General features: G+C 66.5%; 20 protein-coding genes. 10 read left to right on the top strand and 10 right to left on the bottom strand.

Going from position 1 to position 23,319, the window contains the following annotated elements; translation table 11 throughout:
* Nucleotides 1-58: 58 nt before the first annotated feature.
* Genes ABNK63_RS10665 through ABNK63_RS10675 form a run of 3 tightly spaced genes read right to left on the bottom strand, consistent with a single transcriptional unit; the run spans nt 59 to nt 3,068 of the window.
* A complete protein-coding gene (locus ABNK63_RS10665; RefSeq protein ID WP_007806078.1) occupies nt 59-988 on the bottom strand; it encodes a 1-phosphofructokinase family hexose kinase in 930 nt (309 codons plus the stop codon).
* Complete coding sequence (locus ABNK63_RS10670; RefSeq protein ID WP_350015601.1) at nt 985-1,908, bottom strand: carbohydrate kinase family protein; 924 nt, start codon at nt 1,906-1,908, stop codon at nt 985-987. The genes ABNK63_RS10665 and ABNK63_RS10670 overlap by 4 nt, the downstream gene beginning before the upstream one ends.
* On the bottom strand, nt 1,905-3,068 hold the full coding sequence (locus ABNK63_RS10675) for a tagatose-6-phosphate ketose isomerase (RefSeq protein ID WP_350015602.1): 1,164 nt from the start codon (nt 3,066-3,068) through the stop codon (nt 1,905-1,907). The genes ABNK63_RS10670 and ABNK63_RS10675 overlap by 4 nt, the downstream gene beginning before the upstream one ends.
* Before the next feature lie 132 nt (nt 3,069-3,200).
* Here ABNK63_RS10675 and ABNK63_RS10680 point away from each other — a divergent pair, with 132 nt between their 5' ends.
* Genes ABNK63_RS10680 through agaR form a run of 3 tightly spaced genes read left to right on the top strand, consistent with a single transcriptional unit; the run spans nt 3,201 to nt 6,163 of the window.
* Entirely contained in the window at nt 3,201-4,106 is a 906-nt protein-coding gene (locus ABNK63_RS10680; RefSeq protein ID WP_350015603.1) for a fructose-bisphosphate aldolase, read from the top strand.
* A 25-nt stretch (nt 4,107-4,131) separates the two neighbouring features.
* Complete coding sequence (locus tag ABNK63_RS10685; RefSeq protein WP_350015604.1) at nt 4,132-5,373, top strand: amidohydrolase family protein; 1,242 nt, start codon at nt 4,132-4,134, stop codon at nt 5,371-5,373.
* Nucleotides 5,366-6,163 (top strand): transcriptional repressor AgaR, encoded by a 798-nt coding sequence (gene agaR, locus ABNK63_RS10690; RefSeq protein WP_007806087.1) that lies wholly within the window; start codon nt 5,366-5,368, stop codon nt 6,161-6,163. Before ABNK63_RS10685 ends, agaR begins: the two co-directional genes overlap by 8 nt.
* Nucleotides 6,164-6,179: 16 nt before the next feature.
* On the opposite strand, the gene ABNK63_RS10695 is transcribed toward agaR, so the two are convergent.
* Nucleotides 6,180-9,014: a S8 family serine peptidase gene (locus ABNK63_RS10695; RefSeq protein ID WP_350015605.1), complete on the bottom strand. Its 2,835-nt coding sequence runs from the start codon at nt 9,012-9,014 to the stop codon at nt 6,180-6,182.
* 226 nt (nt 9,015-9,240) lie between these two features.
* On the opposite strand from ABNK63_RS10695, the gene ABNK63_RS10700 reads away from it, so the two are divergent.
* From ABNK63_RS10700 to ABNK63_RS10720, 5 genes are all read left to right on the top strand, one after another.
* The gene (locus ABNK63_RS10700; RefSeq protein WP_350015606.1) at nt 9,241-10,425 is read left to right on the top strand and encodes an acetyl-CoA C-acyltransferase; all 1,185 of its coding nucleotides are present in this window, start codon (nt 9,241-9,243) and stop codon (nt 10,423-10,425) included.
* A gap of 161 nt (nt 10,426-10,586) precedes the next feature.
* A complete protein-coding gene (locus ABNK63_RS10705) occupies nt 10,587-11,012 on the top strand; it encodes a hypothetical protein (protein ID WP_007806092.1) in 426 nt (141 codons plus the stop codon).
* A gap of 156 nt (nt 11,013-11,168) precedes the next feature.
* Complete coding sequence (locus ABNK63_RS10710; protein WP_007806094.1) at nt 11,169-12,776, top strand: carboxyl transferase domain-containing protein; 1,608 nt, start codon at nt 11,169-11,171, stop codon at nt 12,774-12,776.
* Nucleotides 12,777-12,818: 42 nt separating this feature from the next.
* The gene (locus ABNK63_RS10715) at nt 12,819-14,507 is read left to right on the top strand and encodes a molecular chaperone HscC (protein WP_350015607.1); all 1,689 of its coding nucleotides are present in this window, start codon (nt 12,819-12,821) and stop codon (nt 14,505-14,507) included.
* A complete protein-coding gene (locus ABNK63_RS10720) occupies nt 14,507-15,898 on the top strand; it encodes a J domain-containing protein (protein WP_350015608.1) in 1,392 nt (463 codons plus the stop codon). The genes ABNK63_RS10715 and ABNK63_RS10720 overlap by 1 nt, the downstream gene beginning before the upstream one ends.
* Here ABNK63_RS10720 and ABNK63_RS10725 read toward each other — a convergent pair.
* The 6 genes from ABNK63_RS10725 to ABNK63_RS10750 form a co-directional block, all read right to left on the bottom strand.
* The gene (locus ABNK63_RS10725) at nt 15,880-16,764 is read right to left on the bottom strand and encodes an FTR1 family protein (protein ID WP_350015609.1); all 885 of its coding nucleotides are present in this window, start codon (nt 16,762-16,764) and stop codon (nt 15,880-15,882) included. The two genes, ABNK63_RS10720 and ABNK63_RS10725, sit on opposite strands and share 19 nt — an antisense overlap.
* A 4-nt stretch (nt 16,765-16,768) precedes the next feature.
* Nucleotides 16,769-17,095: a cupredoxin domain-containing protein gene (locus ABNK63_RS10730; protein WP_040672893.1), complete on the bottom strand. Its 327-nt coding sequence runs from the start codon at nt 17,093-17,095 to the stop codon at nt 16,769-16,771.
* A gap of 200 nt (nt 17,096-17,295) precedes the next feature.
* Nucleotides 17,296-18,375, bottom strand: coding sequence for an Obg family GTPase CgtA (gene cgtA / locus ABNK63_RS10735; RefSeq protein ID WP_350015610.1), 1,080 nt, complete (start codon nt 18,373-18,375; stop codon nt 17,296-17,298).
* A gap of 148 nt (nt 18,376-18,523) precedes the next feature.
* Nucleotides 18,524-18,781 (bottom strand): 50S ribosomal protein L27, encoded by a 258-nt coding sequence (gene rpmA, locus ABNK63_RS10740; protein ID WP_007806105.1) that lies wholly within the window; start codon nt 18,779-18,781, stop codon nt 18,524-18,526.
* 19 nt (nt 18,782-18,800) lie between these two features.
* A complete protein-coding gene (gene rplU / locus ABNK63_RS10745; RefSeq protein ID WP_007806107.1) occupies nt 18,801-19,115 on the bottom strand; it encodes a 50S ribosomal protein L21 in 315 nt (104 codons plus the stop codon).
* Nucleotides 19,116-19,267: 152 nt separating this feature from the next.
* Nucleotides 19,268-19,783: a DUF2059 domain-containing protein gene (locus tag ABNK63_RS10750; protein WP_350015611.1), complete on the bottom strand. Its 516-nt coding sequence runs from the start codon at nt 19,781-19,783 to the stop codon at nt 19,268-19,270.
* 140 nt (nt 19,784-19,923) lie between these two features.
* Between ABNK63_RS10750 and uvrA the strand changes: the two genes are divergently transcribed.
* Both uvrA and ABNK63_RS10760 read left to right on the top strand, forming a co-directional pair.
* Complete coding sequence (gene uvrA / locus ABNK63_RS10755) at nt 19,924-22,866, top strand: excinuclease ABC subunit UvrA (protein WP_007806112.1); 2,943 nt, start codon at nt 19,924-19,926, stop codon at nt 22,864-22,866.
* A complete protein-coding gene (locus tag ABNK63_RS10760) occupies nt 22,863-23,318 on the top strand; it encodes a thioesterase family protein (protein ID WP_350015612.1) in 456 nt (151 codons plus the stop codon). Before uvrA ends, ABNK63_RS10760 begins: the two co-directional genes overlap by 4 nt.
* The last annotated feature ends 1 nt before the right edge of the window (nt 23,319 follow it).

Below are 23,319 nucleotides of genomic sequence, written 5' to 3' on the forward strand. Positions count from 1 at the left end.
GGACAAAAGCCTCCCTGCCGGACCCATGACTGGCCCGGTTTGACTTCCTGCTTTTCAATCACGCCAGACGCTGCACTCGAACCTTTGCGAGCAACGTCTCAACCGCCCGTCGTTCGACGAAACCGGTTTCCTGACCTTGCGCATTGGCCGAGCCGCAGGCCACGCCCAGACGCAAGATCCCCTCCAAATTCATGTTTCGCGCCATGCCTACCGTCATGCCGGCCAGCAGGCAGTCGCCGGAACCCACCGTGTTGCGTACCTGTTCCAGTTCGATCAAGGCATGCCAGACGCCACTCGCATCGGCAGCCACCGCGCCCAGTGCACCCATCGTCACCACCGGCATCGCGATGCCGTCGGCACGCAGTTCGCGAACCGCGTCGACTGCCGCGGCGAGATCGCCGATCGGACGTCCGAGCAGATCGGCGATCTCGTCGCGATTGGGCTTGACCAGAAATGGTCGAGTCTGCGCCGCGTGCTGCAGCAGTTCGCCACCGGCGTCGATCAGGCAACGCTTGCCGGCATCGCGCACATGCGCTGCCAGTTCGGCATAGGTGGTCGACGGAAACCCTCGCGGCAGGCTGCCGGACAGCACGATCAGCTCGCTGTCATCGACGCCACGACGAAACGCGCGCAGCAAGGCTTCCTGCTGCGCGCCGTCCAGCAGCGGCCCCTGCCCGAGAATCTCGGTGACCTGGCCGTCCGCATCCTGCAACGCGATGCAGGTGCGCAGGCTCTCGGCAACCTCGATGCCGTGGAACACAACGCCGCGTTCGCACAGCAGTCGACCGATCATGTTGCGATGGGCCGGGTCGACCAGGCCGACCAGTTGCACGCGCTCACCCAGCGCGGCAATGGTCTGTGCCACGTGCAACCCCTTGCCGCCGGGATACGCCTGTTCGTCGAGTGCGCGGCTGACTTCGCCGGGACGCAGCGCATCCAGCCGGATGAGCCGATCGATCGCGGTGTTGAAACCGATGACCGTGATCACGACAGGTCCGCCAGCAGGGTGTCCACTTCCGCCACGCTGGCCTGGCCGACCGTGCCGCCGGTTCGGCGCGTGGAGAGGCTGCCGCAGGCACTGCCCCAGCGCATGCAGTCCTGCAGGGTCTGGCCACGTAGCCACGCATGCAGGAAACCGGCATCGAACGAATCGCCGGCGCCGGTGCTGTCGACCGGATGGACCGCAAACGCCGGCACTTCGAGCAGTTGTCCCTGATCCAGACTGGCGCAGCCGAGCTGTCCGCGCTTCACCACGGTTTGCGTGCGCCCGTTGTGCAGCGCATGCAGGCCATCGAGCACTCGCTCGCGGCCAGTGATGGCCGCCAACTCCAGCTCGTTGGGCAGAAACAGGTCGACTTCCTCCAGCGTGCCAAGCAGGTCGGACGCCCACGCCTGCTGCGGATCGAAGCCGGGATCGAGCGAAGTGCTCAGACCGGCGGCATGCGCACGCGCGAACAGCGCGCGGCAATCGGGCCGCAGCGCACGCTGCAGGTAATAGGAGGAAACGTGCAGGTGATCGGCGCTGGCAAGCAACGCATCGTCCACCTCGTCCGCGCGCAGCGTGGCGATCGCGCCGGGGAACGTCACCAGAGCGCGATCCTGCGGCGTCGACAGCGAGACGGTGACGCCGGTGCGCAAGCTCGCCTGCGGCTGCACGGCGGCAATGTCGATGCCGGCGTTACGCAACGCATCGAGACAATAGGCGCCCCAGCTGTCGTCACCGAGCTTGCCGCGGAATGCCACGGGATTGCCCAGCCGGGCCAGCCCCATCGCACAGATCATCGAGGAGCTGCCTGGCGTCATGCAGAAGTCGTCGGCCAGCACTTCGCGGCCTGGCGCAGGCAAGGCATGGCAGTGCTTGAAGACCAGGTCGACGTTGATTTCGCCGACGACCAGGATGCGCTTCATGCTTCCCCCTCATGCTCGTTTTCCGAGCTGCGCTCCCGGTGCATCGGAAAGTGCTCGACCACGCGCGTGAGTACGCCCTGCGACGGCGTGTCGGGTTTGCCACCCAGCTTGAGGCAACGGAAGAACGCGAGCAGTTGCCCCACCACCACATCCGCCAGCAGCGGCAATGCATCGTCCGTCGCGCCCAGGCCCGCCTGCTCGATCGCCACGTCGTGCGGCCCCAGCACATCTGCCGGGATGTGCTCACCCACCAGCACGCGGGTCATGCCCAGCTGCTTGCGTGACAGTTCGCGCAGCAGGTCGAGCTCGTAGGCACGCACCGCCGGGTCCGGTGACAGGAAGCCGACCACCAGGGTCCTGTCGTCCAGACTGGACATCGGGCCGTGGCGCAGGCCGAGATAAGTCTCCGCCATAGTGACCACCGCGCCACCAGTCATCTCCAGCATCTTCAGCGCACATTCGTGGGCCGCGCCGAGCGCGCCGCCACTGCCGAGATAGACGACCTTGCCGAACTCGCCACGGGCAACGGTCGCAAGCGCGTCGGCCTGTTCTTCGAAGATGCGCTGGACGCCGCGCGCCAACCGGGTTGTCGCCGCGATGGTGTCGCTGCCTCCGCGCTGAACCAGGCCGAAGCCGGCCAGCAACAGGTTGGTGAAGCTGCTGGTCATCACCAGGCTGCGGTCATTGGTGCGCTCGTCCAGCACCAGCACGGTGACCCGCGGGTCATTGCGATAACGGGTGGCGAGCTTGCCGTTGGCGTTGCAGGTGATGACCAGGTGGCGATAGTCGGGGGCATCCGCCAGCAGGCGATCCACCACGCCGCAGCTTTCCGGGCTGTCGCCGGAACGCGCCAGCGAAATCAGCAAGCCGGCGCCGGGTGGCAGCACACTGCGCCAGTGCGTGAGCAAGCTGCCGGCTGCAATCGCCTGGGCGGGGATACCCAACTCGACCTGCAGGCTGGGTGCCAGGCATTCGCCGATATACATGGAGCTGCCCGAACCGGTCAGCACGATATGGCTCGGGCGCGGCACCAGCGCTGCCAGCATCAGCTCGCGCAGTTGCGGCTGGCGCAGCAGCTCGGCCGTATCCGACCAGGTCGCCGGCTGCTGCAGGATCTCGCGCAGGGTATCGGCGTAGCCGTGCGCCTGCTGCGCCGCCAACGGGGCTGCATGTAAGGCGTCCAGCTCAGTCGAAACTTTCGTTTTATTGTTTAATTTTGACATTTTGCCAAATTCGATTGAATATGAAAGTATGTAGCTTCCGAACCGAGAGTATTCGAAATGAAACAAAGCTTGCAAGAGGTTTCGAACACCGGCAGCCAACTTTCCCGGCTCGCCCTGTCCCATGGCAAGCGCACCCGTCTGTGGCGGTTGCTGTACGGCTACGGTCCCCGCAACGGCAGCTTGCTGGTGCTCCCGCTCGACCAGGGACTGGAGCATGGTCCCACCGACTTCTTTCCCCACCCGCCGGCCGTCGATCCGAGCTATCAGTTCGAGCTCGCCGCAGCCGGTGGCTTTTCTGCCATCGCGCTGGGCATTGGCCTGGCCGAGAAGTACATGGCCGAGTACTGCGGCCGGGTGCCGCTGATCCTCAAGCTCAACGGCAAGACCAACATCGCCAGCGACGCCGAAGCCACCTCGCCACTGTTCGCCTCGGTCGAGGACGCGGTGCGTCTCGGTGCCGACGCGGTCGGCTACACCATGTACGTGGGTTCGCCGCGCCAGCACGACGAAATTCGCCAGTTCGAAAAGGTGCGCCAGGACTGCGAACGCTATGGCATGCCGCTGGTCATGTGGGCGTATCCCCGCGGTAGTGCGGTCAACGCCAGGGGTGGCACCAATACGCTCTACGCGCAGGATTACGCTGCCCGCGTGGCGCTGGAGATGGGCGCCGACATCGTCAAGCTGCACGAGCCGAACGACAGCGTGGCGAATGTACCGGCGCCTTACGACAAGTTGCAGGAGGATGCAGCTGCCCGCTGCGAACGCGTGGTGCGCTCGGCCGGTCGCACGATGGTGCTGTTCTCCGGCGGCGAGAAGAACGACGATGACGCGGCGGTACTGCGCAAGGTCGAGTTCTACATGCGGTCCGGCGCCAATGGCGTGATGTTCGGTCGCAACATGTGGCTGCGCCCGTTCGATCAGGCAGTGGCGCTGGTTCGCTCCGTCCACGACATCATGGCGAAATATCCGCGCTGAACAGGCAGACGAGGCACGCAACCCGATGAGCGACAGTTCCTCCCGATCGCAATTCCTGATGCAGGCCGGCTGCCTGTGCTGCGCGCCGCCCGGCGGCGCCGGTACGGTGCGCACCGAGGGCAGCAAGAATCCCCTGCAAACCCGGCCTGACGCTGGCAAGAGCGGGTTGCGACTGAAGGACTTCCAGCCGCGCAGCATGCTGCAGGTACCGAAGACGCGCGTCGAGCAACCGCGTTATCCGGTCATCGATGTGCACGCGCACCTGAGCTGGTCGAGCAACGTGCGCAATGGCATCTCGGTGGGCGAAGAAGTGACCTTGTTCGCCCGGCCCGAGGACCTGCTGCCGGTGATGGACCGCAAGGGCATCCGTACCCTGGTGAACCTCACCGGGGGTGTCGGCGCCGGCCTGGAAAAGAGCATCCGCAGCTTCGACCAGGCCGCACCCGGTCGTTTCCTCACCCTCACCGAACCGTCATACGAATATTTTGCCGAACCGAACTACGCGCAGTTGCAGGGAGATGCGATCGAACATGCCAAACATGTCGGCGCGCGCGGACTGAAACTGTTGAAGACGCTGGGCCTCTACTTGCGCGAGCGGATCGATGAAGGCCCGCTGGTGGCGGTGGACGACCGCCGCTTCGATCCGATGTGGGAAGCCTGTGCGGCCCACGACCTGCCGGTATTCCTGCACGTCTCCGACCCGGAGGCATTCTTCCTGCCTACCGACGAGAACAACGAGCGCTATGAGGAACTGGCCAATCATCCGGACTGGTCGTTCTACGGTCCGGAGTTCCCCGGCAATGCGGAGTTGCTCGCCGCGCGCGACCGCCTGATCGCACGCCATCCGAAGACCACGTTCGCCCTGCTTCACGTGGGCAACAACGCGGAAAACCTCGCCGCCGTGGCCGCCTGCCTCGACCGCTTCCCCAACACGGTGATCGACATCAGCGCCCGCATCGGCGAGCTGGGTCGCCAGCCACGCATCGCGCAACGCTTCTTTGACCGTTACCAGGACCGGATCATGTTCGGCACCGACGCGGTACCATCACCGTACGGGGACGACGTGCCGCAGCAGCTGTTCGGCGACGAGCTCTACGAGATCTACTACCGCTTCCTGGAAACCGAAGACGAATACTTCGATTACGCACCGGCGCCGACGCCGCCGCAGGGTCGCTGGTCGATCTACGGACTCGCCCTGTCGGACGAAGTGCTGCGCAAGGTTTACCATGACAACGCTGCCCGAATTCTGAAAATCGCCCATGAGTGAAACCCCCGTCGCCTCCCGCCGCCTGCTGGTCGAAGAACGTCGCCGCCTGATCGTCGAACTGGTCGAACAGCAGGGGCGCGCCACGGTGGAGGAGCTGGCAACCCGCTTCGGCACCTCCACCGTCACCATCCGTGCAGACCTGGACGCGCTCGCGCGCAGCTCGGCAATCGCCCGCTCGCATGGCGGTGCCTTGCCGGCTGCGCCAGCAACGAACGACACCCCGCTCAATATCAAGGAAACCCGCTGGCACGCGCAGAAGCTGCGCATCGGCCAGGCCGCGGCGAAAATGATCCGGGACGGCGAGACGATCATCCTCGACTCCGGCTCGACCACGGTGGAGATCGCCCGGCAGATCCGCCAGCTGAAGTTCGAATCGCTCACGGTGATCACCAACGCGCTGAATATCGCGATGGAGCTGTCCGGCCTGCCGCAGATTCGCGTGATGATGCTGGGTGGCATGCTTCGGCAGACTTCGTATTCACTGGTCGGCCCGGATGCCGAGCAGGCGCTGGCCAAACTTTCCGCGGATCGCCTGTTCCTCGGCGTCGACGGCCTCGATCCGGAGGTGGGCGTAACCACGCCCGATCCGCTCGAGGCGGCATTGAACGCGCTGATGATCCGCGTCTCGCGCCAGACCATTGCCGTGCTCGATGCCAGCAAGCTGGGCCAACGCAGCCTGTCGGTGATCACGCCGGTGAAGAACCTCGACATCGTGATCACCGACACCAGCGCGCCGGCCGAAACCGTCGAGGCACTGCGCGCCGCCGGCGTGCAGGTCGTGCTGGTCTGACGTCGGCGGGCGTCGCTCAGAAGTCCAGACGGAAGTTCGCCGTGGCCATCCTGGCCTGCTGTCGCTGACCGAGATACTCGTCGTAGCCCATCTGCAGGCTTGCGCGCGGGCCCATGCGCCAGTCCAGCGTGGTGCCGAGCACGCCACCATAACGCGACAGCCCGATGCCGCCGACCGGCGCGAACTGGTCGATGCCGCTGAAGCTCGCGTCGAACACTTCGCCACGCACGCCGAATGACTGCTGCCACGACACGCGTCCCTGCAGGCTGAGGCTGCCGCCACCGGGCAAGGCCCAGTCACGCGTGGCCCGCAGGCCCGCGCCGGCCTGCCAGCGCGCCGTGGTCTGAGCCGCCGATTTCAGGCCAAAGCCGTAGGCGCCCCGCTCGTTGAAACCGTCGCGCTGGATCTGCGCATATTGCAGGTTCATGTAGGGTGTGACCTGCGTGCGGCCCAGCGCCAGGCGATAGCCGCTTTCGCCGTAAGCCACGCCGTAACGACCGTTGCCGTCGCTGGCCACGCCGGCGAACTGATCGCCGAGCTGCAGCTGACGGCGCATGGTTTCGCGGTAGCTGCCGATGCCGAAGCGGCCCATCGTGTACCACGAGCCATGGATCACGCCGCCATACAGCATCGCTTCCAGCGCATGGCTGTAGCCCTGGTCCGCACGCTCGGCCAGCCGCCCCAGGCCCTGGCTTTGGCCCAGCGCGTAACCGACGATGCCGTTGCCGTCGACGCGATAGTCCTGTCCGACCAGCGCGCCGCCAAGGTCATAGCCGACGCTGTCGTAGCCACTGCGCGACAGGCCGCCGTGATAGCCGAGGTTCTGCGTCCAGCCACCCACGGCCGGTGCGTCGAGCAGGCTGTCGAAGCGATCGGACAACGCCCGCGTACCGGCATCGATCGCCTCGAACGTCATCGCCGCGCTGGCCGCGTGCAACTGGCCGGAGAGGCTGGTCAGCGAACGCTGCATCACGTCGGTGGTAACGGCGTGCTGCAGGCTTGCGGCGCCAGCGATGAAGCTGGCGCCGACGGGTGTCCCGCCACTGGCGCCCTGCAATTGGGTGTTGATCTGCGCGAACGCGTCCTGCGTGCGCAGCGCGGCGCCATAGCTCGCCGCGGTGTAAGGCAGGCCCTGGATCTGGCTCAGGTTCACCTGCTGCACGTCCAGCCAGGCGCTGGTGGCGTCATAGCCCAGCGTGGCGGTCAGCACCACGCTGGGCGCGGTGTTCAACGCCGAAAACGCCCCCGTGAGACCGCCGCTGGCAGTCAGGACCGTGGTGTGCGAGTCGAGCGTGTAGCCGGTGTTGGCGCCATACACGTAGAGGTCGCCGCCAGACAGGGTGGCCGTGCCATTGACGTGCAACTGCGACCCCAGCGATACCGCCAGTCGACCATTGTCCTGCTGCACGTAGTTGCCGCTGAGATAGACGTCTCCCTGACTTGCCACCAGGACGCCGGCGTTGGTCACGTTGTTGTAAACCGTGAAGCCGACGGGATTCTGCGGCGTGTCGCCGGACATCAAGGTGCCCTGGGCGCCGATCTCGACGGGGCTGCTCAACCCGGCCACGGCGAGCGTGCCCCCCTCGATCCGGGTGAGGCCGGTATAGGTGCTGCTGCCGCCCCAGAGGTTGAGCCTGCCCGGCCCCTGCTTGATCAACCCGCCAGCGCCGGAGATCGCGTTGCCCCAGGTCGAGGTGCCATTGAAATTGACCGTGACATCGCCCCAGTCGAACCTGGCTGGCCCGTTGACCGCCCTGAATGTATTGAGCATGCCGTAGCCAAACGTTGCATCGGGACCGCGTGCGCCAAGATCGTTGGCCGTGCCGAGCAGGGTCTGCCTCACCAGGTCGTTGCTGAAATACGGAAACGCCTGCCACACCAGGGCCGCGGCGCCAGACACCTCCGGTGCCGCGAACGACGTTCCGCTCACGATCCAGTAGGTCGGTTTGGTGCCCGCCACCGTATCCTTGTCGCTGACGATCACGTCACCCGGCGCGGCAAGGCAGTAACTCATCGCCTTGCCACACGCATTGGAATAGCTGGCCAACTGGGTCGGATGATTGCTGTCGACGGCTACCGCGACCAGCCAGCCCGCCTCCAGTTGCGGCGCCAGGCTGGGCAAGGCGGCGATGTCGCTGGGATCGCTGCGCGAGTCGTTGCCCGCGGCAAACACCACCAGCCCGCCATGCTGCACCACGAACGGCTGGTAGGCCTGGGCGAAGGCCTGGTTGATGCTGGCGTTGGCGGTGTCCCAGTAGATGCCACCCCAGGAGTTGTTCATCACCTGCACACCGGCATTGATCAGGGCGGGGTTGAGCGTCTGCGCGAAGAAGTCGGCATCGGCGGCAGTGACTTCGTTGCCCTTGCCCGAGCCGTCGTCCTTGGGCGTGACATCGCTGATGATTCGCGCCGACACCAGGCTGGCGCCCGGCGCGATGCCGCCGGGAAACTGATCGAACGCCTGGCCGGCGGCAATCTGCGAGACCCAGGTGCCGTGGCCGACGACGTCGTCGATCGCCGTGTTGTTGACCGAGGGATCGACATAGACCAGTTCCTGCCGCACCCGTCCGGCCAGCGCGGGATGGTTCCGCATGATGCCGCTGTCCACTACGCCGATGGTCACCCCGACACCCGTGTAGCCCAGGCTGTGTGCCCCGTACGTGTTGGTGAGCGCAAGCTGGGCATCCAGCGGCGGCTGGTTGTTCGAGGTGGTGGGTGGCGGCGAACTCGGTACCGTCGGGGGCGGCGTCGGCCTGACGTTGCCGCCACCGCCGCAGGCGCTCAGGCCCAAGGCCACCGCCACCAGCAGCGCCAACTCGCGGCGCCGCAAAACCGAATCGAGTCTGTTCATCCCGCCCCCCGCACGCGCGCTTCGATCTGACCGCCGTCGGTGCAGCCGCCACCCGGCGCAGTCCCCGCACGCATCTTCGCACAACGAAATTCCAATGAAACACACGCAAGCCCTTGCGCCTCAAGGATTCGTCGCGGTTTGCCCAGCCTCCCGGCGGACTGCGATAATCGTCGAGTTTCCTTTCAGGCGTTCGCGCCCCACCGAAGTCTTGCAAGCGGAGTTGTCCATGTCGGATGTCAGCGTCGTCATCGTCGGTTCGAAGCGCACAGCGATCGGCTCGTTCCTGGGCCAGTTCACCGGCGTCCCCACCCCGAAGCTCGGTTCCGTCGCCATTCGCGCGGCACTGCAGCAGTCCGGCGTGGCTCCGGCCGACGTCAGCGAAGTGATCATGGGTTGCGTGCTTCCCGCCAACCTCGGCCAGGCACCGGCGCGCCAGGCGGCGCTGGGCGCGGACCTGCCGGTCGGCACCGGCTGCACCACCATCAACAAGGTGTGCGGCTCGGGCATGAAGGCGATCATGCTCGGCCATGACCTGATCAAGGCGGGCTCGGCCAACGTGGTGGTGGCCGGCGGCATGGAGTCGATGACCAATGCGCCGCACATGGTCAACGCCCGCACCGGCATCCGCTATGGCGATGGCCAGCTGGTCGACCACATGGCCTGGGACGGCCTGACCAACCCCTACGACGGCAAGGCGATGGGCGTGTTCGGCGAACTGTGCGCCGACAAGTACCACTTCACCCGCGAAGAGCAGGACGCGTTCTCGATCGAGTCGGTCAACCGGGCCAAGGCGGCCCAGCAGAATGGCGCCTTCGCCGACGAGATCGCCCCGGTCACGGTGAGCGGCCGCAAGGGTGACGTGATCGTCGATACCGACGAGCAGCCGGGTCGTTCCGACGTGGCGAAGATCCCCACGCTGAAGCCCGCCTTCCGCAAGGAGAACGGCACGATCACCGCGGCCAGCTCCTCCAGCATTTCCGACGGCGCCGCGGCGGTGGTGCTGCTTTCCGCCGACGACGCGAACAAGCGGGGACTGAAGCCGCTGGCGCGGATCGTGGCGCACGCCACCCATGCGCAGGAGCCGCAGTGGTTCACCACGGCGCCGGTCAGCGCGATCCAGAAGGTGCTGGACAAGGCCGGCTGGAAGGTCGAGGACGTGGACCTGTTCGAGATCAACGAGGCGTTCGCCGTGGTCGCGATGACGCCGATGAAGGAGCTGGGCATTCCGCACGACAAGCTCAACGTCAACGGCGGTGCCTGCGCGCTCGGCCACCCGATCGGCGCCAGCGGTGCACGGCTGGTGGTGACCCTGCTGAACGCGCTGAAGGTGCGTGGCCTGAAGCGCGGCGTGGCTTCCCTGTGCATCGGCGGCGGTGAGGCGACCGCCATCGCGATCGAATCGATTGACTGATCCGGAGGCCGGCCGGCCACTGTCGCGCAATATTCACATGACGGCCGGTTAAATCTGTTTTTAATACGCACTGAAGGGTCGCCATAAACATCTGGCGCAATGTCCACGAAAGCGTTATTAATACACGGCCAAACGGCATTCCACGGCAAAGGAGATCCACCATGAAGTTTACGCGTACCCTACTCGCCGCCGCGCTCGTCGCGCTGTTGGCGGCATGCAGCAACGGCGCGCAGGATTCCGCGCAGGACGCCCAGAAGTCGGCTGATACCGCACAGCAGGCTGCCGATACGGCGCAGCAGGCTGCCGCGGCGGCTCCGACCCCGGCGACTGAGCAGGCTGCAGACCAGGCCAAGACCGCTGCTGACGCAGCTGGCCAGGCCGCCGACCAGGCTGCACAGGCTGCCGTCGCGGCTTCCGCCGCTGCTCCGGCCAACACCGACGCTGCGAAGGACGCCATGTCGCAGGCCAAGGACGCCGCCGGCAACGCTGCCGACGCCGCCGACAAGGCTGCCGACGCTGCGAAGGACGCCGCTGGCAACGCCAAGGATGCTGCCGACAAGGCCAAGGACGCGATGAAGGGTCACTGATCCCTCTCGGTTCTGCATTAAAGAAACGGTCGCCTCGTGCGACCGTTTTTTTTGGCCCGTGATTAACCCGCTGCACGGATTCTTTTGGTGGTGGCACGACGCCCCGCTATCATCCATGGTTTGTCCCCGACGGGAACCGACCGTGAGCTTCCATCCATGAGCGTCATTGCATCGCAGATCGATCCGCGTTCGCCCGAATTCCAGGCCAGCAGCCAGCAGTTGCGCACCGTGGTCGAAGACCTGCAGCGCGAACTGGCCCGCAGCGCGGAAGGTGGAGGCGCCAAGGCGTGCGAGAAGCACGTTGCCCGCGGCAAGCTGCTGCCGCGCGAGCGCATCCGCGCACTGCTCGACCCGGGCTCGCCGTTTCTGGAACTGTCGCCGCTGGCGGCGCACGGCATGTACGACGATGCCGCCCCCGCCGCCGGCGTGATCACCGGCATCGGCCGGGTCAACGGCACCGAGGTGGTGGTGGTCGCCAATGACGCCACGGTCAAGGGCGGCACCTATTTTCCGATGACCGTGAAGAAACACCTGCGCGCGCAGGAAGTGGCGCTGGAGAACCGCCTGCCCTGCGTCTACCTGGTCGACTCCGGCGGCGCCTTCCTGCCGTTGCAGGACGAGGTGTTCCCGGACAAGGAGCATTTCGGCCGGATCTTCTACAACCAGGCGCGGATGTCCGCGCTGAACATCCCGCAGATCGCGGTGGTGATGGGCAGCTGCACCGCCGGCGGTGCCTACGTGCCGGCGATGAGCGACGAGACCATCATCGTGCGCGAACAGGGCACGATCTTCCTCGGCGGACCGCCGCTGGTGAAGGCCGCCACCGGCGAGGTGGTGGACGCCGAAACGCTGGGCGGCGCAGACGTCCATACGTCCATTTCCGGGGTGGCCGACCACTATGCCGAGAATGACGCCCACGCGCTGGCGATCGCCCGCGACATCGTCGGCCACCTCAACCGCAACAAGCCGATGCCGCTGGCCCTGCGTGCGCCGGTCGAACCGAAGTACCCGGCCGAGGAACTGTACGGGGTGATTCCCGCCGACACCCGCCGTCCGTTCGACATCCGCGAGGTGATCGCGCGCATCGTCGACGGCTCGGAGTTCCACGAGTTCAAGGCGCGCTACGGCAAGACCCTGGTCTGCGGCTTTGCGCACATCCACGGCTACCCGGTGGGCATCGTCGCCAACAACGGCATCCTGTTCGCCGAGAGCGCGCTCAAGGGCGCGCACTTCATCGAGCTGTGCAACCAGCGCAACGTGCCGCTGGTGTTTTTGCAGAACATCACCGGCTTCATGGTCGGCAAGAAGTACGAGCAGGCCGGCATCGCCAAGGACGGCGCCAAGATGGTCACCGCGGTGGCCTGCTCGCACGTGCCGAAGTTCACCGTGGTGATCGGCGGCAGCTTCGGCGCCGGCAACTATGCGATGTGCGGCAGGGCTTATGGAGCAAGGTTCCTGTGGATGTGGCCGAACGCGCGCATCAGCGTGATGGGCGGCGAGCAGGCCGCCAGCGTGCTGGCCACGGTCAAGCGCGACGGCATCGAGGCGAAGGGTGGCGAGTGGTCGGCCGCCGAGGAGGAAGCCTTCAAGGCGCCGCTGCGCGAGCAGTACGAGCGCCAGGGCCATCCGTACTACGCCAGCGCCCGCCTGTGGGACGACGGCATCATCGACCCGGTCGACACGCGGCGGGTGCTGGGCCTGGCCATCTCCGCGTCGATGAACGCACCGATCGAGCCGCAGCGTTACGGCGTGTTCCGCATGTAAGCTTTGCCGTCACGCACAACGACTTCACAGGGGAAGTCAGGGATGATTGTCGGTATCGATCTGGGCACCACGCATTCGTTGATCGGCTGTTACGACGAAACGGGGCCGCGGCTGTTCGCGAATGCGCTGGGCGAGTTCCTCACGCCCTCGGTGGTCAGCGTCGACGAGGCCGGCCAGGTGATCGTCGGTCAGCCGGCCCGCGACCGCCTGGTCAGCCATCCGCAGAGGAGCGTGGCCAGTTTCAAGCGCTGGATGGGCACCTCGCGGGAGACCCGGCTGGGCACGCACGGCTTCCGCCCGGAAGAACTGTCCGCGCTGATCCTGCGCTCGCTGCTCGCCGATGCCGAAGCGGCGCTGGGGGAAAAGGTCAGCGAGGCCGTCATCAGCGTGCCGGCGTATTTCTCCGACGCCCAGCGCAAGGCCACCCGCGCCGCCGGCGAGCTGGCCGGCATCCGCGTCGAGCGGCTGATCAACGAACCGACCGCTGCCGCGCTGGCCTACGGCCTGCGCGAGCAATCCGACGGCGCCCGCTTCCTGGTCTTCGACCTCGGTGGCGGCACCTTCGACGTGTCGGTGCTGGAGATGTTCGAGGGCGTGGTCGAAGTCCATGCCAGCGCCGGCGACAACTTCCTCGGCGGCGAGGACTTCCTCGACCTGCTGGAGCAGACCTGCCGCGCCGACCTGAAACTCGCCGACGACGCGCTGGACGCCAGCCAGCGCGGCCAGCTGCGACGGCGGCTGGAGTTGGCCAAGCGCACGCTGGGCAGCGAAGGTCATGCACGCATCGAATTCCCGCTGGGCGACCGGCAACTGGACTGGCGGATCGACGAGGAACGTTTCAACCGGCTGGCCGATCCGCTGGTGCAGCGCATGCGCGCACCGCTGGAGCGGGCGATGCGCGATGCCCGGCTGAAACCGGAACAGCTGGACGAGATCGTGCTGGTCGGCGGCGCCAGTCGCATGCCGCTGGTCGCCCGCACGGTGTCGCGCATGTTCGGCCGGTTGCCGCTGCGTCACGTGAACCCCGACCAGGCCATCGCGCTGGGCGCCTGCATCGCGGCCGGGCTGAAGTCGCGCGACCAGCGCCTGGACGAGATCATCCTCACCGACGTCTGCCCGTATTCGCTGGGTACCGAAGTGGCGCGCCGCGACGAACAGGGACGCGCCGTGACCGGCTTCTTCGAGCCGGTCATCCAGCGCAACAGCACGGTGCCGGTCAGCCGCGAGGAGACGTTCTGGCCGGTCCAGGAGCGGCAAAGGCAAGTGCAATTGGACGTCTATCAGGGCGAGAGTCCGCTGGTCGAGAAGAACATCAAGCTGGGCGAGCTGACGGTGGACATCGACCCGATGCTGTCGATCGCGGAGAACGCGGTGACCGTGCGCTTCACCTACGACATCAACGGCGTACTGCAGGTCGAGGCGCACGTGCACGCCAGTGGTCGCCGCTACGAGCTGCTGCTGGAACAAAATCCGGGCCTGCTCGACGCGCAGCAGATCCGCGAACGCCTGGTGGCGCTGAACGACCTCAAGATCCACCCACGCAGCAAGCAGGAGAACCTCGCCATGCTGGCCCGCGCCGAGCGCCTGTACGAGGAACACCTGCATGCACGCGACCAGCTGCAGGAATGGATCGCGCGTTTCCGCACCGCACTGGAAAGCCAGGACGAGGCGGTCATCCGCGAGCATCGCCGCGAATTCGGCCGCGCGCTGGATACCCTGGAGTCGGCCTGATGTCGCCGTTCGAGCTGCTCGGACTGGCCGCCGACGCCGACGAACGCGCAATCAAGCGCGCGTATGCCCAACGGTTGCGGGGCACCCGCCCCGACGACGACCCGCAAGGGTTCCAGCAATTGCATGCCGCGTACCAGGCGGCGCTGGCCCATTGCCGGGCCGCGGCCGTCCGTGAGTCCGTACCATCGCATGAGCCGATGCGTGAGCCATCCCTGCCCTTGCCCTCCGCATCCTTGGCAGCCACGGCCGCACCGGATCTCCCGGCCGCCATCGAACCACCCGCGCCGCCTCGTTTCGACCTGGACGCCTTCTGCAACGCCGTGTTTGTGCAGGCTTCGATCGGCGATACCGCGGCACTGCAGACGTGGCTGGCGGGTCGCCAGGAACTGTGGTCGCTGCAGCTCAAGACGCGGGTCGGCCGATACCTGCTGAATGAGCTTCACGAACAGACGCCGCCGATGCCGGTCGAGTGCATGGAGACCCTGCTGCGCTTCTTCGATCTCGATCACGCACTGGCCGGCCACGATCCGCTGGCCTTGCTGCAGCTCATGCGACGTTCTCGGCTGGCCTGGCAACTGCAGGACAGCGACGAAGAAGGTCTTGGCGCGCGGCTGGAACTGCGTACGCCGCTGCAACGCTGGCGGGCGCACTGGGTTCTGCGCCAGTTGCAACGCCCGTTCCGCTGGCTGCGCGTGCTCTGGCTGGGTGTGAATTTCGTCATTCCCGAACGCATCGCGAACTTCGTCGCCGAGGTAAGCGACAACCACCCGGAAGACCTGCCCGAAACGATCGACCGCACCCAGCTCGGGTTCTGGCTGGCTGCGGCAAATCGTCAGCGCGTCACTCGTCCGCGGCTGATCCTGGGTGGCGTCCGCAGCACGGGCATGCTGCTGCTTGGCATCCTGCTGGCGCCGCTGCTGAGCTTGCTCTGCACCGACAGCATCGCGTTTCGCCCCATGCTGATCGTGGTCGGCGTGGTGATGGTGCCCAGTGCGCTGTGGGCTCTCTGGATGGCCTGGTCTGCGCTCGTCCTCTGGTACATCGAACGGGAACCGCGCGCCGCGCGCAAGTTCGTGGTGCCGCTCCTGTGCGCTGCCGGCGTGGTGCTCGGCGCCGTCGGGCAGGACGGTCCAGGACTCGTGCTCATCGCGCCGGCCTTGTGGCTGTCGGTTCGTCGCTACTGGTACCACCACGCGAGCCGGTACGCGGTCTTCAACTCGGGCTACGTCCGACTGGCGCTGCTATTGGCCATTCCGGTGCTCCACGCCGTATTGAACGCGGGCCTGGGCGCAGACCTGCTGTCGTCCGGTGACGTGATTGCGGCAGCAGCCATGCTGGCATGGACGGCCGATCTGCGAAGGCAGCCCCGGGGTCAGGCCAGCGTTCGCTGACCGAGGTTCGATGCGGCATCGTCAACGGACGTGGTGCGCGACGGCGTCGTGCCGGGCCGGACTCGCGGCGTTTGCTGACGCCGCATGAAGCGCGCGCCCCACCACAGCACCAGCAGGGTCATGGCGAGGAAGACCATCTGCATGCCGGCCGGGCGGGCGTCGTAACCGATCAGCACGTGGGCGGTCTGGCCCAGCAGCGAACCGTTGCCGAGCAGCCACGAGCTGTCCCACAACGGCTGCCCCCAGGCCGGCAGCAGGTCGGCCTGGATCAGGTAGCGTGCGGCGCTGGAGGCCAGACCGGCAGCCAGCAGCACCAGCATGGCGTTGGTGGCGCCGAAGAAGTGGCGCAACGGAATCCGCAGCAGGCCCGCATACAGGCCGAAACCCACGGCGGCCCCGGCCAGCACGCCAAGCGCCAGCCCGGCCCACAGGTGATCCGCGCCGCCGGCGCGCATGCCGTACAGGAACAGCACCACTTCCGAACCTTCACGCAGCACCGCCAGGGCCACCACCAGCAACAGCAGGCCCAGCGAACTGACGCCGCGGTGCACGGCCGTGCCCAGTGCCTGCATCTGCCGGCTCAACTCCCGCCCGTGGCTGGACATCCACAACACGTGCCAGCCGATCATCAGCACGGCGGCGATCAGGATGCCCGCGTTGAACAACTCCTGGCCCGCGCCGCTGAAGGCATCGGCCAGCAGGCTGGCCGACAGCGCCACCAGCACCGCGCCCAGCACGCCGAGCGCGATGCCACCGCCGACGAACCAGCCGCGCCGCGACACCCCGCGGGTGGCGGCGGCGACCACGGTGACGATCAGCGCCGCTTCCAGCACTTCGCGAAATACCAGCAAGGCGATGGCCCACATGGCGCTACTCCACCACCAGCGTGCCCTGGGCGGTGGGCTGGTGGAAGTCGCCGTAGAAGCGGTAACGACCCGGCTTGAACGGACCGATGAAGATGCTGATGCGGCTGTTCGGCATCACGATCTTCTCCGCCGGGAAATCATCGCTCTCGAATTCCTCCGGTGACGGGTCCTGGTTGACCAGTTCCACTTTCACCCGGGTATTGGCGGGGAGATGCAGCTCGGCGGGCTGGTAGCGGTGGTCTTTCAGGGTCAACGTGTAGCCGGGCACCTCGGTCGCGCTGGCCAGCAGTGGCAGCATCAGGGCGAGCACGGTGGACATCAGGGCTTTCATGGCTTGGGCATGCCTCATCAAGTTGATTGATAATCATTATCAACCATGGCGACAAGAAAGCCCGCATTCAAGTCCTCCCCCCACAAGGCACGGGTCTGGCATCGCTGCGGGCAACGGGCGTCATTCTGGCAGCAGAATGCAAGCGGGCCCCTGATCTGGATCAGGAGCCCGGGCCGCGAGGAGGACGGAGCCGTCGCAGTTCAGTCCTGCGGCGGCTCCCCGCGCAGGCGCACGTCGTTGGGCAACATGTCGGTACGCTCCCGGTTCTCCTCGCGCTGGGACTCGAAGAAGCGCTGCACCTGCTGGCAGACCGGCATGGTGTTGTCGCGGGTGGCGGCGGAAACCAGGAACCATGGCGCGGTCCAGCCCAGCTCGGCGACCACCTTCTCGGCGGCTGCCTGGCGTTCGTCCTCGGCCAGCAGGTCGGCCTTGTTCAGCACCAGCCAGCGCGGGCGCTCCAGCAATTCGGGGTTGAACTTCTCCAGCTCCTGTTCGATCGCCCGTACCTGGCCGGCCACGTCGGAGCCGTCGATCGGCGCGATGTCGACGATGTGCAGCAACAGGCTGGTGCGCGACACGTGGCGCAGGAACTGGATGCCCAGTCCGGCACCTTCGGAGGCGCCTTCGATCAGGCCGGGGATGTCCGCGATCACGAAACTCTGGTCGGTGCCCAGGCTGACCACGCCCAGGTTCGGATGCAGGGTGGTGAACGGATAATCCGCCACCCGCGGCGTCGCCGCCGACACCGCGCGGATGAAGGTCGACTTGCCGGCATTCGGGAAACCGAGCAGGCCGACATCCGCCAGCAGGCGCAGTTCCAGCTTCAGCTCGCGCACGTCGCCCGGCGTGCCCGGCGTGGCCTTGCGCGGCGCCCGGTTCACCGAGGTCTTGAAATGGATATTGCCCAGTCCGCCCTTGCCACCCTGGGCCACCAGCATGCGCTGGCCGTGGCTGGTCAGGTCGCCGATCACCTCGTCGGTGTCGACATTGGTGATCATGGTGCCGACCGGCACGCGGATCGTGGTGTCCTCGCCGCCCTTGCCGTACATCTGGCTGCCCATGCCGTTCTCGCCGCGCTTCGCCTTGAAGCTGCGCTGGTGGCGGAAGTCGATCAGCGTGTTCAGGCCCTCGTCGGCCACCAGCCAGATCGAGCCGCCGAAGCCGCCGTCGCCGCCATCGGGGCCGCCGAACGGGATGAACTTCTCGCGGCGGAAGCTGATGCAGCCATTGCCGCCGTCACCGGCCATAACCTTGATGTGTGCTTCGTCGACGAATTTCATGGGTGGGTCCGGGGAACGGGGAACGGGGAACGGGGAACGACAGTTACAGAGTACGGGAAGCGCATGCCCCGTTCCCTGTTCCCCGTTCCCCGCTTCAAAAACAAAAGCCCCGCCGAGGCGGGGCCTTCGCTATCGCATCGCGACAGGCTTACGCCTGGACGACGTCGACGAAACGGCGGTTCTTGTCGCCACGGATGGCAAACTTGACGGTGCCGTCGATCAGCGCGAACAGGGTGTGGTCACGACCCAGACCCACGCCCACACCCGGATGGAACTGGGTGCCGCGCTGACGCACGATGATGTTGCCGGCTTCGATGGCCTGGCCACCGTAGATCTTGACGCCGAGGTATTTCGGGTTCGAATCGCGACCGTTGCGGCTGGAACCTACGCCTTTTTTATGTGCCATGACTCAATGCTCCAGTTGCTCAGGCGTTGATGCCCGTGATCTCGATTTCGGTGAAATGCTGACGGTGACCCTGCTGACGCTTGTAGTGCTTGCGGCGGCGGAATTTGATGATGCGGATCTTGTCGGCACGGCCGTGCTTGCGCACGGTGGCGCTGACGGTGGCGCCTTCGACGACCGGCGCACCGACGGTGACCGACTCGCCCGAACCGACCAGCAGCACCTGGTCAAAGCTGACCGTGGCGCCCTCTTCGGCGGTCAACAGTTCCACGCGCAGGACGTCGCCCTGCATGACGCGGTACTGCTTGCCACCGGTCTTGATGACTGCATAACTCATGGGAATGCCCTTCTGTCGTTATTCTCTTGGGTATCGCCATGACCCTTTTCCGGTCTGGCGAACCGCGGATTATAGCGACGCGACCCCGCGCTGGTCAATTACTGACCACGCCAGACCCGAACGGCCTTGCCGGGGCCCCCGCGGTGAACCGTTCAGTGGCCCGACCCGGGCACCGGCACGGCCGGCTTCGCGGCCGCGGGACTGGCCGGACACTGGCCATTGGCGTCCAGCGTGCCCTTCTGCTGCAGCTGCCTGATCATCGCCTGGCCGCGCTCGCGGCCCCAGGCCTGGCCCACCTTCATGCCCTCGGCCATCGTTACCGGCATCTGGGTGATCACCTTCTGGCCCAGCGGGGAGCGATAGAACTTCAGCAAACCTGCCACATCCTGGGCGGTGAAATGGCGCTGGTAGATCGGCACCATCTGGTCCAGCAACTGCCGGCTGCCGCTGGCGTCGATGAAACCCTGCCAGTAGGACGCCGGAACGCAGGGCACGGCCTGTCCCATCACCGTGACCATCTGCGTGTTCATCTGCCCGAACATGCGATCCATGTGCATCACCTCGAACAGTTCGCGCACCTGCTTTTCGCTCGGCTGCGCGGCAACGGCCTGTCCGGCGGCGCCCAGCGCCAGCGCTGCGGTGGCAGCGATTCCCGCCCACTTGTGCATGACTTGCCTCCGTACGGGTGAAACCGGCATTTAGCCACAGCCGGCACGGTGAGCCAAATCCGGCCGCCACCTGACGCCGTCGACACTGAACCATCAAAACTCCTTGGTATAGTAATGGTTCCCCCCCATATCCGGCGTCCATGGACACCATACGCATCCGCGGTGCGCGCACGCACAACCTCAAGAACATCGACCTCGACCTGCCCCGCGATCAGCTGATCGTGATCACCGGCCTGTCCGGTTCGGGCAAATCCTCGCTGGCCTTCGACACGATCTACGCCGAAGGCCAGCGCCGCTACGTGGAATCGCTTTCCGCGTACGCGCGCCAGTTCCTGTCGATGATGGAGAAGCCCGACGTCGACCACATCGAAGGCCTGTCGCCGGCGATCTCGATCGAGCAGAAATCCACCTCGCACAACCCGCGCTCCACCGTGGGCACGATCACCGAGGTATACGACTACCTGCGCCTGCTGTACGCCCGCGTCGGCACGCCGCGCTGTCCCGACCACGGCATCCCGCTGGAAGCGCAGACGGTGAGCCAGATGGTCGACGCCACGCTCGCGCTCGATGCGGAGACCCGCTACATGCTGCTGGCGCCGGTGATCCGCGAGCGCAAGGGCGAGCACGTGCAGGTGTTCGAGCAGTTGCGCGCGCAGGGCTTCGTGCGTGCCCGCGTCGACGGCGCGGTGTACGACCTCGACGCGGTGCCGCCGCTGACCTTGCGCCAGAAGCACACCATCGAGGTGGTGGTCGACCGCTTCCGCCCGCGCGACGACATCAAGCAGCGCCTGGCCGAGTCGTTCGAGACCGCGCTGCGGCTGGGCGACGGGCTGGTGATCCTGGCGAACATGGACGATCAGTCCGCGACGGAGCAGCTGCTGTCCTCGCGCTACTCCTGCCCGGTCTGCGACTACTCGCTGCCCGAGCTGGAGCCGCGACTGTTCTCGTTCAATTCGCCGGTGGGCGCCTGCCCGTCCTGCGACGGCCTCGGGGTGACCCAGGTGTTCGACGCCGCGCGTGTGGTCGGCCATCCCGAGCTGGCGCTGTCCAGCGGCGCGGTGCGCGGCTGGGATCGGCGCAACGCGCACTATTTCCAGCTGATCCTGTCGCTGGCGGCGCACTACGGCTTCGACGTGGACGCCCCGTGGCAGAAGCTTCCGGTGGACGTCCAGAAGGCCATCCTGTACGGCAGCGGCAAGGAACGCATCGCGTTCCGCTACATCACCGAACGCGGCGGCAAGGTCACCCGCGAACATCCGTTCGAGGGCATCCTGCCGAACCTGGAACGGCGCTACAAGGAGACCGAATCCGCCGCGGTGCGCGAGGAGCTGGCCAAGTACATCAGCGACCAGCCCTGCCCGGTCTGCGAAGGCCAGCGACTCAACCGCTCGGCGCGCAACGTGTTCGTCGCCGACCATGCGCTGCCATCGCTGACCCATCGTTCGATCGACGACGCGCTTCAGTTCTTCGAAGAACTGAAGCTCACCGGCTGGCGCGGCGAGATCGCGGTGAAGATCGTCAAGGAAATCCGCGAGCGGCTGACCTTCCTCAACGACGTCGGCCTCAATTACCTCACGCTGGATCGCCAGGCCGACTCGCTCTCCGGCGGCGAGGCACAGCGCATCCGCCTTGCCTCGCAGATCGGTGCCGGCCTGGTCGGCGTGATGTACGTGCTGGACGAGCCCTCGATCGGCCTGCACCAGCGCGACAACGAGCGCCTGCTCGGCACACTGACCCGCCTGCGCGACCTCGGCAACACGGTGATCGTCGTCGAGCACGACGAGGACGCGATCCGCATGGCCGACCACGTGCTCGACATCGGCCCCGGCGCCGGCGTGCACGGCGGCGAGATCGTGGCACAGGGCAGCGTGCAGGACATGCTGGACTCGCCACGCTCGGTCACCGGCCAGTTCCTCTCCGGCGCGCGCGCGATCGAGGTACCGAAGGAACGCCGCCAGCCGATCGACGACGAGTCGTGGCTGCACCTGAAAGGCGCCAGCGGCAACAACCTCAAGAACGTCGACCTGGCGATTCCGGCCGGCCTGTTCACCTGCGTCACCGGCGTGTCCGGATCGGGCAAGTCGACCCTGGTCAACGACACCCTGTTCCGCCTCGCCGCGGCCGAACTGAATGGCGCCGGCACGCAGGCAGCGCCGCACAAGTCCGTCACGGGCATGGACCTGTTCGACAAGGTGGTCGACATCGACCAGTCGCCGATCGGCCGCACGCCGCGCTCCAACCCGGCCACCTACACCGGCCTGTTCACCCCGCTGCGCGACATGTTCTCGCAGGTGCCCGAGGCGCGTTCGCGTGGCTACACGCCGGGCCGCTTCAGCTTCAACGTGCGCGGCGGCCGCTGCGAAGCCTGCGAAGGCGACGGCATGATCAAGGTGGAGATGCATTTCCTGCCCGACGTCTACGTGCCCTGCGACGTCTGCCACGGCAAGCGCTACAACCGCGAGACGCTGGAGATCCTGTACAAGGGCCACACCATCGCCGACGTGCTCGACATGACGGTGGAGGACGCGCTGAAGCTGTTCGAGAACGTGCCGACCATCGCGCGCAAGCTCGACACGCTGCGCGCCGTGGGCCTCGACTACATCAAGCTGGGCCAGAGCGCGACCACGCTGTCCGGCGGCGAGGCGCAGCGCGTGAAGCTGTCCAAGGAACTCTCCAAGCGCGACACCGGCCGCACGCTCTACATTCTGGACGAACCCACCACCGGCCTGCACTTCCACGACATCGAGCAGTTGCTCGACGTGTTGCATCAGCTGGTCGACCAGGGCAACACCGTGGTGGTGATCGAACACAACCTGGACGTGATCAAGACCGCCGACTGGGTCGTCGACCTCGGCCCCGAAGGCGGCGCGGGCGGCGGCCGCATCCTGGTTGCCGGCACGCCGGAAACCGTGGCGGCCACGCCCGGGTCGCACACCGGCCATTTCCTCGCGCCGCACCTGAAACCGGCCAAGCCGAAAAAGCCCGGCACCGCCGGGCGCGTCAAGGCCGCCACCAAGCACATCGCCTCGGCCGACAAGTACAAGCCGATGCGCGGCAGCGGAAAGAAGAAGAAACCTTCATGAGCAACTCATCGACCGGCATCGCCGAAAGCGCAACCGGTGCGTCCCATGCGCCGCTGTTCGTCGCCTCCCTCGGGGTGCGCTGGCGCGACCTCGACGCGTTCAACCACGTCAACAATTCCAACTTCCTCACCTACCTGGAAGAGGCGCGGCTGCAATGGCTGCAGCATGTGCGCGACTGGTTCAGCGAGGACGCGATGCCGGTGCTGGCCGCCAGCGAACTGCAGTATCGGCGCCCGATTCCCTGGCCTGCTTCACTGCACATCGAACTGCGCTGCACTCGCCTCGGCACCAGCTCGATGACGATCGCACATCGCATCGTCGACGCCGATGACGCCGGCCGCCTGTATTGCGACGGCCACGTGGTGATGGTGTGGATGAATCCGGTCAGCGGCAAGGCAATGCCGCTTCCCGCCACGATCCGCACCGCTGCCGGTGTCTCGAGCGGCGGCTGAT

Origin of the sequence: Rhodanobacter sp. IGA1.0 (assembly GCF_040208325.1) — a bacterium.
In the GTDB taxonomy this organism is placed as follows: Bacteria; Pseudomonadota; Gammaproteobacteria; order Xanthomonadales; family Rhodanobacteraceae; genus Rhodanobacter; species Rhodanobacter spathiphylli.

Excerpts from the sequence above, each read along its gene's own strand:
- ABNK63_RS10720 (WP_350015608.1), top strand. The coding sequence starts at position 14,507 with ATGTCGCCGTTCGAGCTGCTCGGACTGGCCGCCGACGCCGACGAACGC.
- cgtA (WP_350015610.1), bottom strand. The coding sequence starts at position 18,375 with ATGAAATTCGTCGACGAAGCACACATCAAGGTTATGGCCGGTGACGGC.
- rplU (WP_007806107.1), bottom strand. The coding sequence starts at position 19,115 with ATGAGTTATGCAGTCATCAAGACCGGTGGCAAGCAGTACCGCGTCATG.
- ABNK63_RS10705 (WP_007806092.1), top strand. The coding sequence starts at position 10,587 with ATGAAGTTTACGCGTACCCTACTCGCCGCCGCGCTCGTCGCGCTGTTG.
- ABNK63_RS10685 (WP_350015604.1), top strand. The coding sequence starts at position 4,132 with ATGAGCGACAGTTCCTCCCGATCGCAATTCCTGATGCAGGCCGGCTGC.
- ABNK63_RS10760 (WP_350015612.1), top strand. The coding sequence starts at position 22,863 with ATGAGCAACTCATCGACCGGCATCGCCGAAAGCGCAACCGGTGCGTCC.
- ABNK63_RS10725 (WP_350015609.1), bottom strand. The coding sequence starts at position 16,764 with ATGTGGGCCATCGCCTTGCTGGTATTTCGCGAAGTGCTGGAAGCGGCG.
- ABNK63_RS10700 (WP_350015606.1), top strand. The coding sequence starts at position 9,241 with ATGTCGGATGTCAGCGTCGTCATCGTCGGTTCGAAGCGCACAGCGATC.
- ABNK63_RS10750 (WP_350015611.1), bottom strand. The coding sequence starts at position 19,783 with ATGCACAAGTGGGCGGGAATCGCTGCCACCGCAGCGCTGGCGCTGGGC.
- ABNK63_RS10710 (WP_007806094.1), top strand. The coding sequence starts at position 11,169 with ATGAGCGTCATTGCATCGCAGATCGATCCGCGTTCGCCCGAATTCCAG.
- uvrA (WP_007806112.1), top strand. The coding sequence starts at position 19,924 with ATGGACACCATACGCATCCGCGGTGCGCGCACGCACAACCTCAAGAAC.
- ABNK63_RS10670 (WP_350015601.1), bottom strand. The coding sequence starts at position 1,908 with ATGAAGCGCATCCTGGTCGTCGGCGAAATCAACGTCGACCTGGTCTTC.
- agaR (WP_007806087.1), top strand. The coding sequence starts at position 5,366 with ATGAGTGAAACCCCCGTCGCCTCCCGCCGCCTGCTGGTCGAAGAACGT.
- ABNK63_RS10715 (WP_350015607.1), top strand. The coding sequence starts at position 12,819 with ATGATTGTCGGTATCGATCTGGGCACCACGCATTCGTTGATCGGCTGT.
- ABNK63_RS10730 (WP_040672893.1), bottom strand. The coding sequence starts at position 17,095 with ATGAAAGCCCTGATGTCCACCGTGCTCGCCCTGATGCTGCCACTGCTG.
- rpmA (WP_007806105.1), bottom strand. The coding sequence starts at position 18,781 with ATGGCACATAAAAAAGGCGTAGGTTCCAGCCGCAACGGTCGCGATTCG.
- ABNK63_RS10695 (WP_350015605.1), bottom strand. The coding sequence starts at position 9,014 with ATGAACAGACTCGATTCGGTTTTGCGGCGCCGCGAGTTGGCGCTGCTG.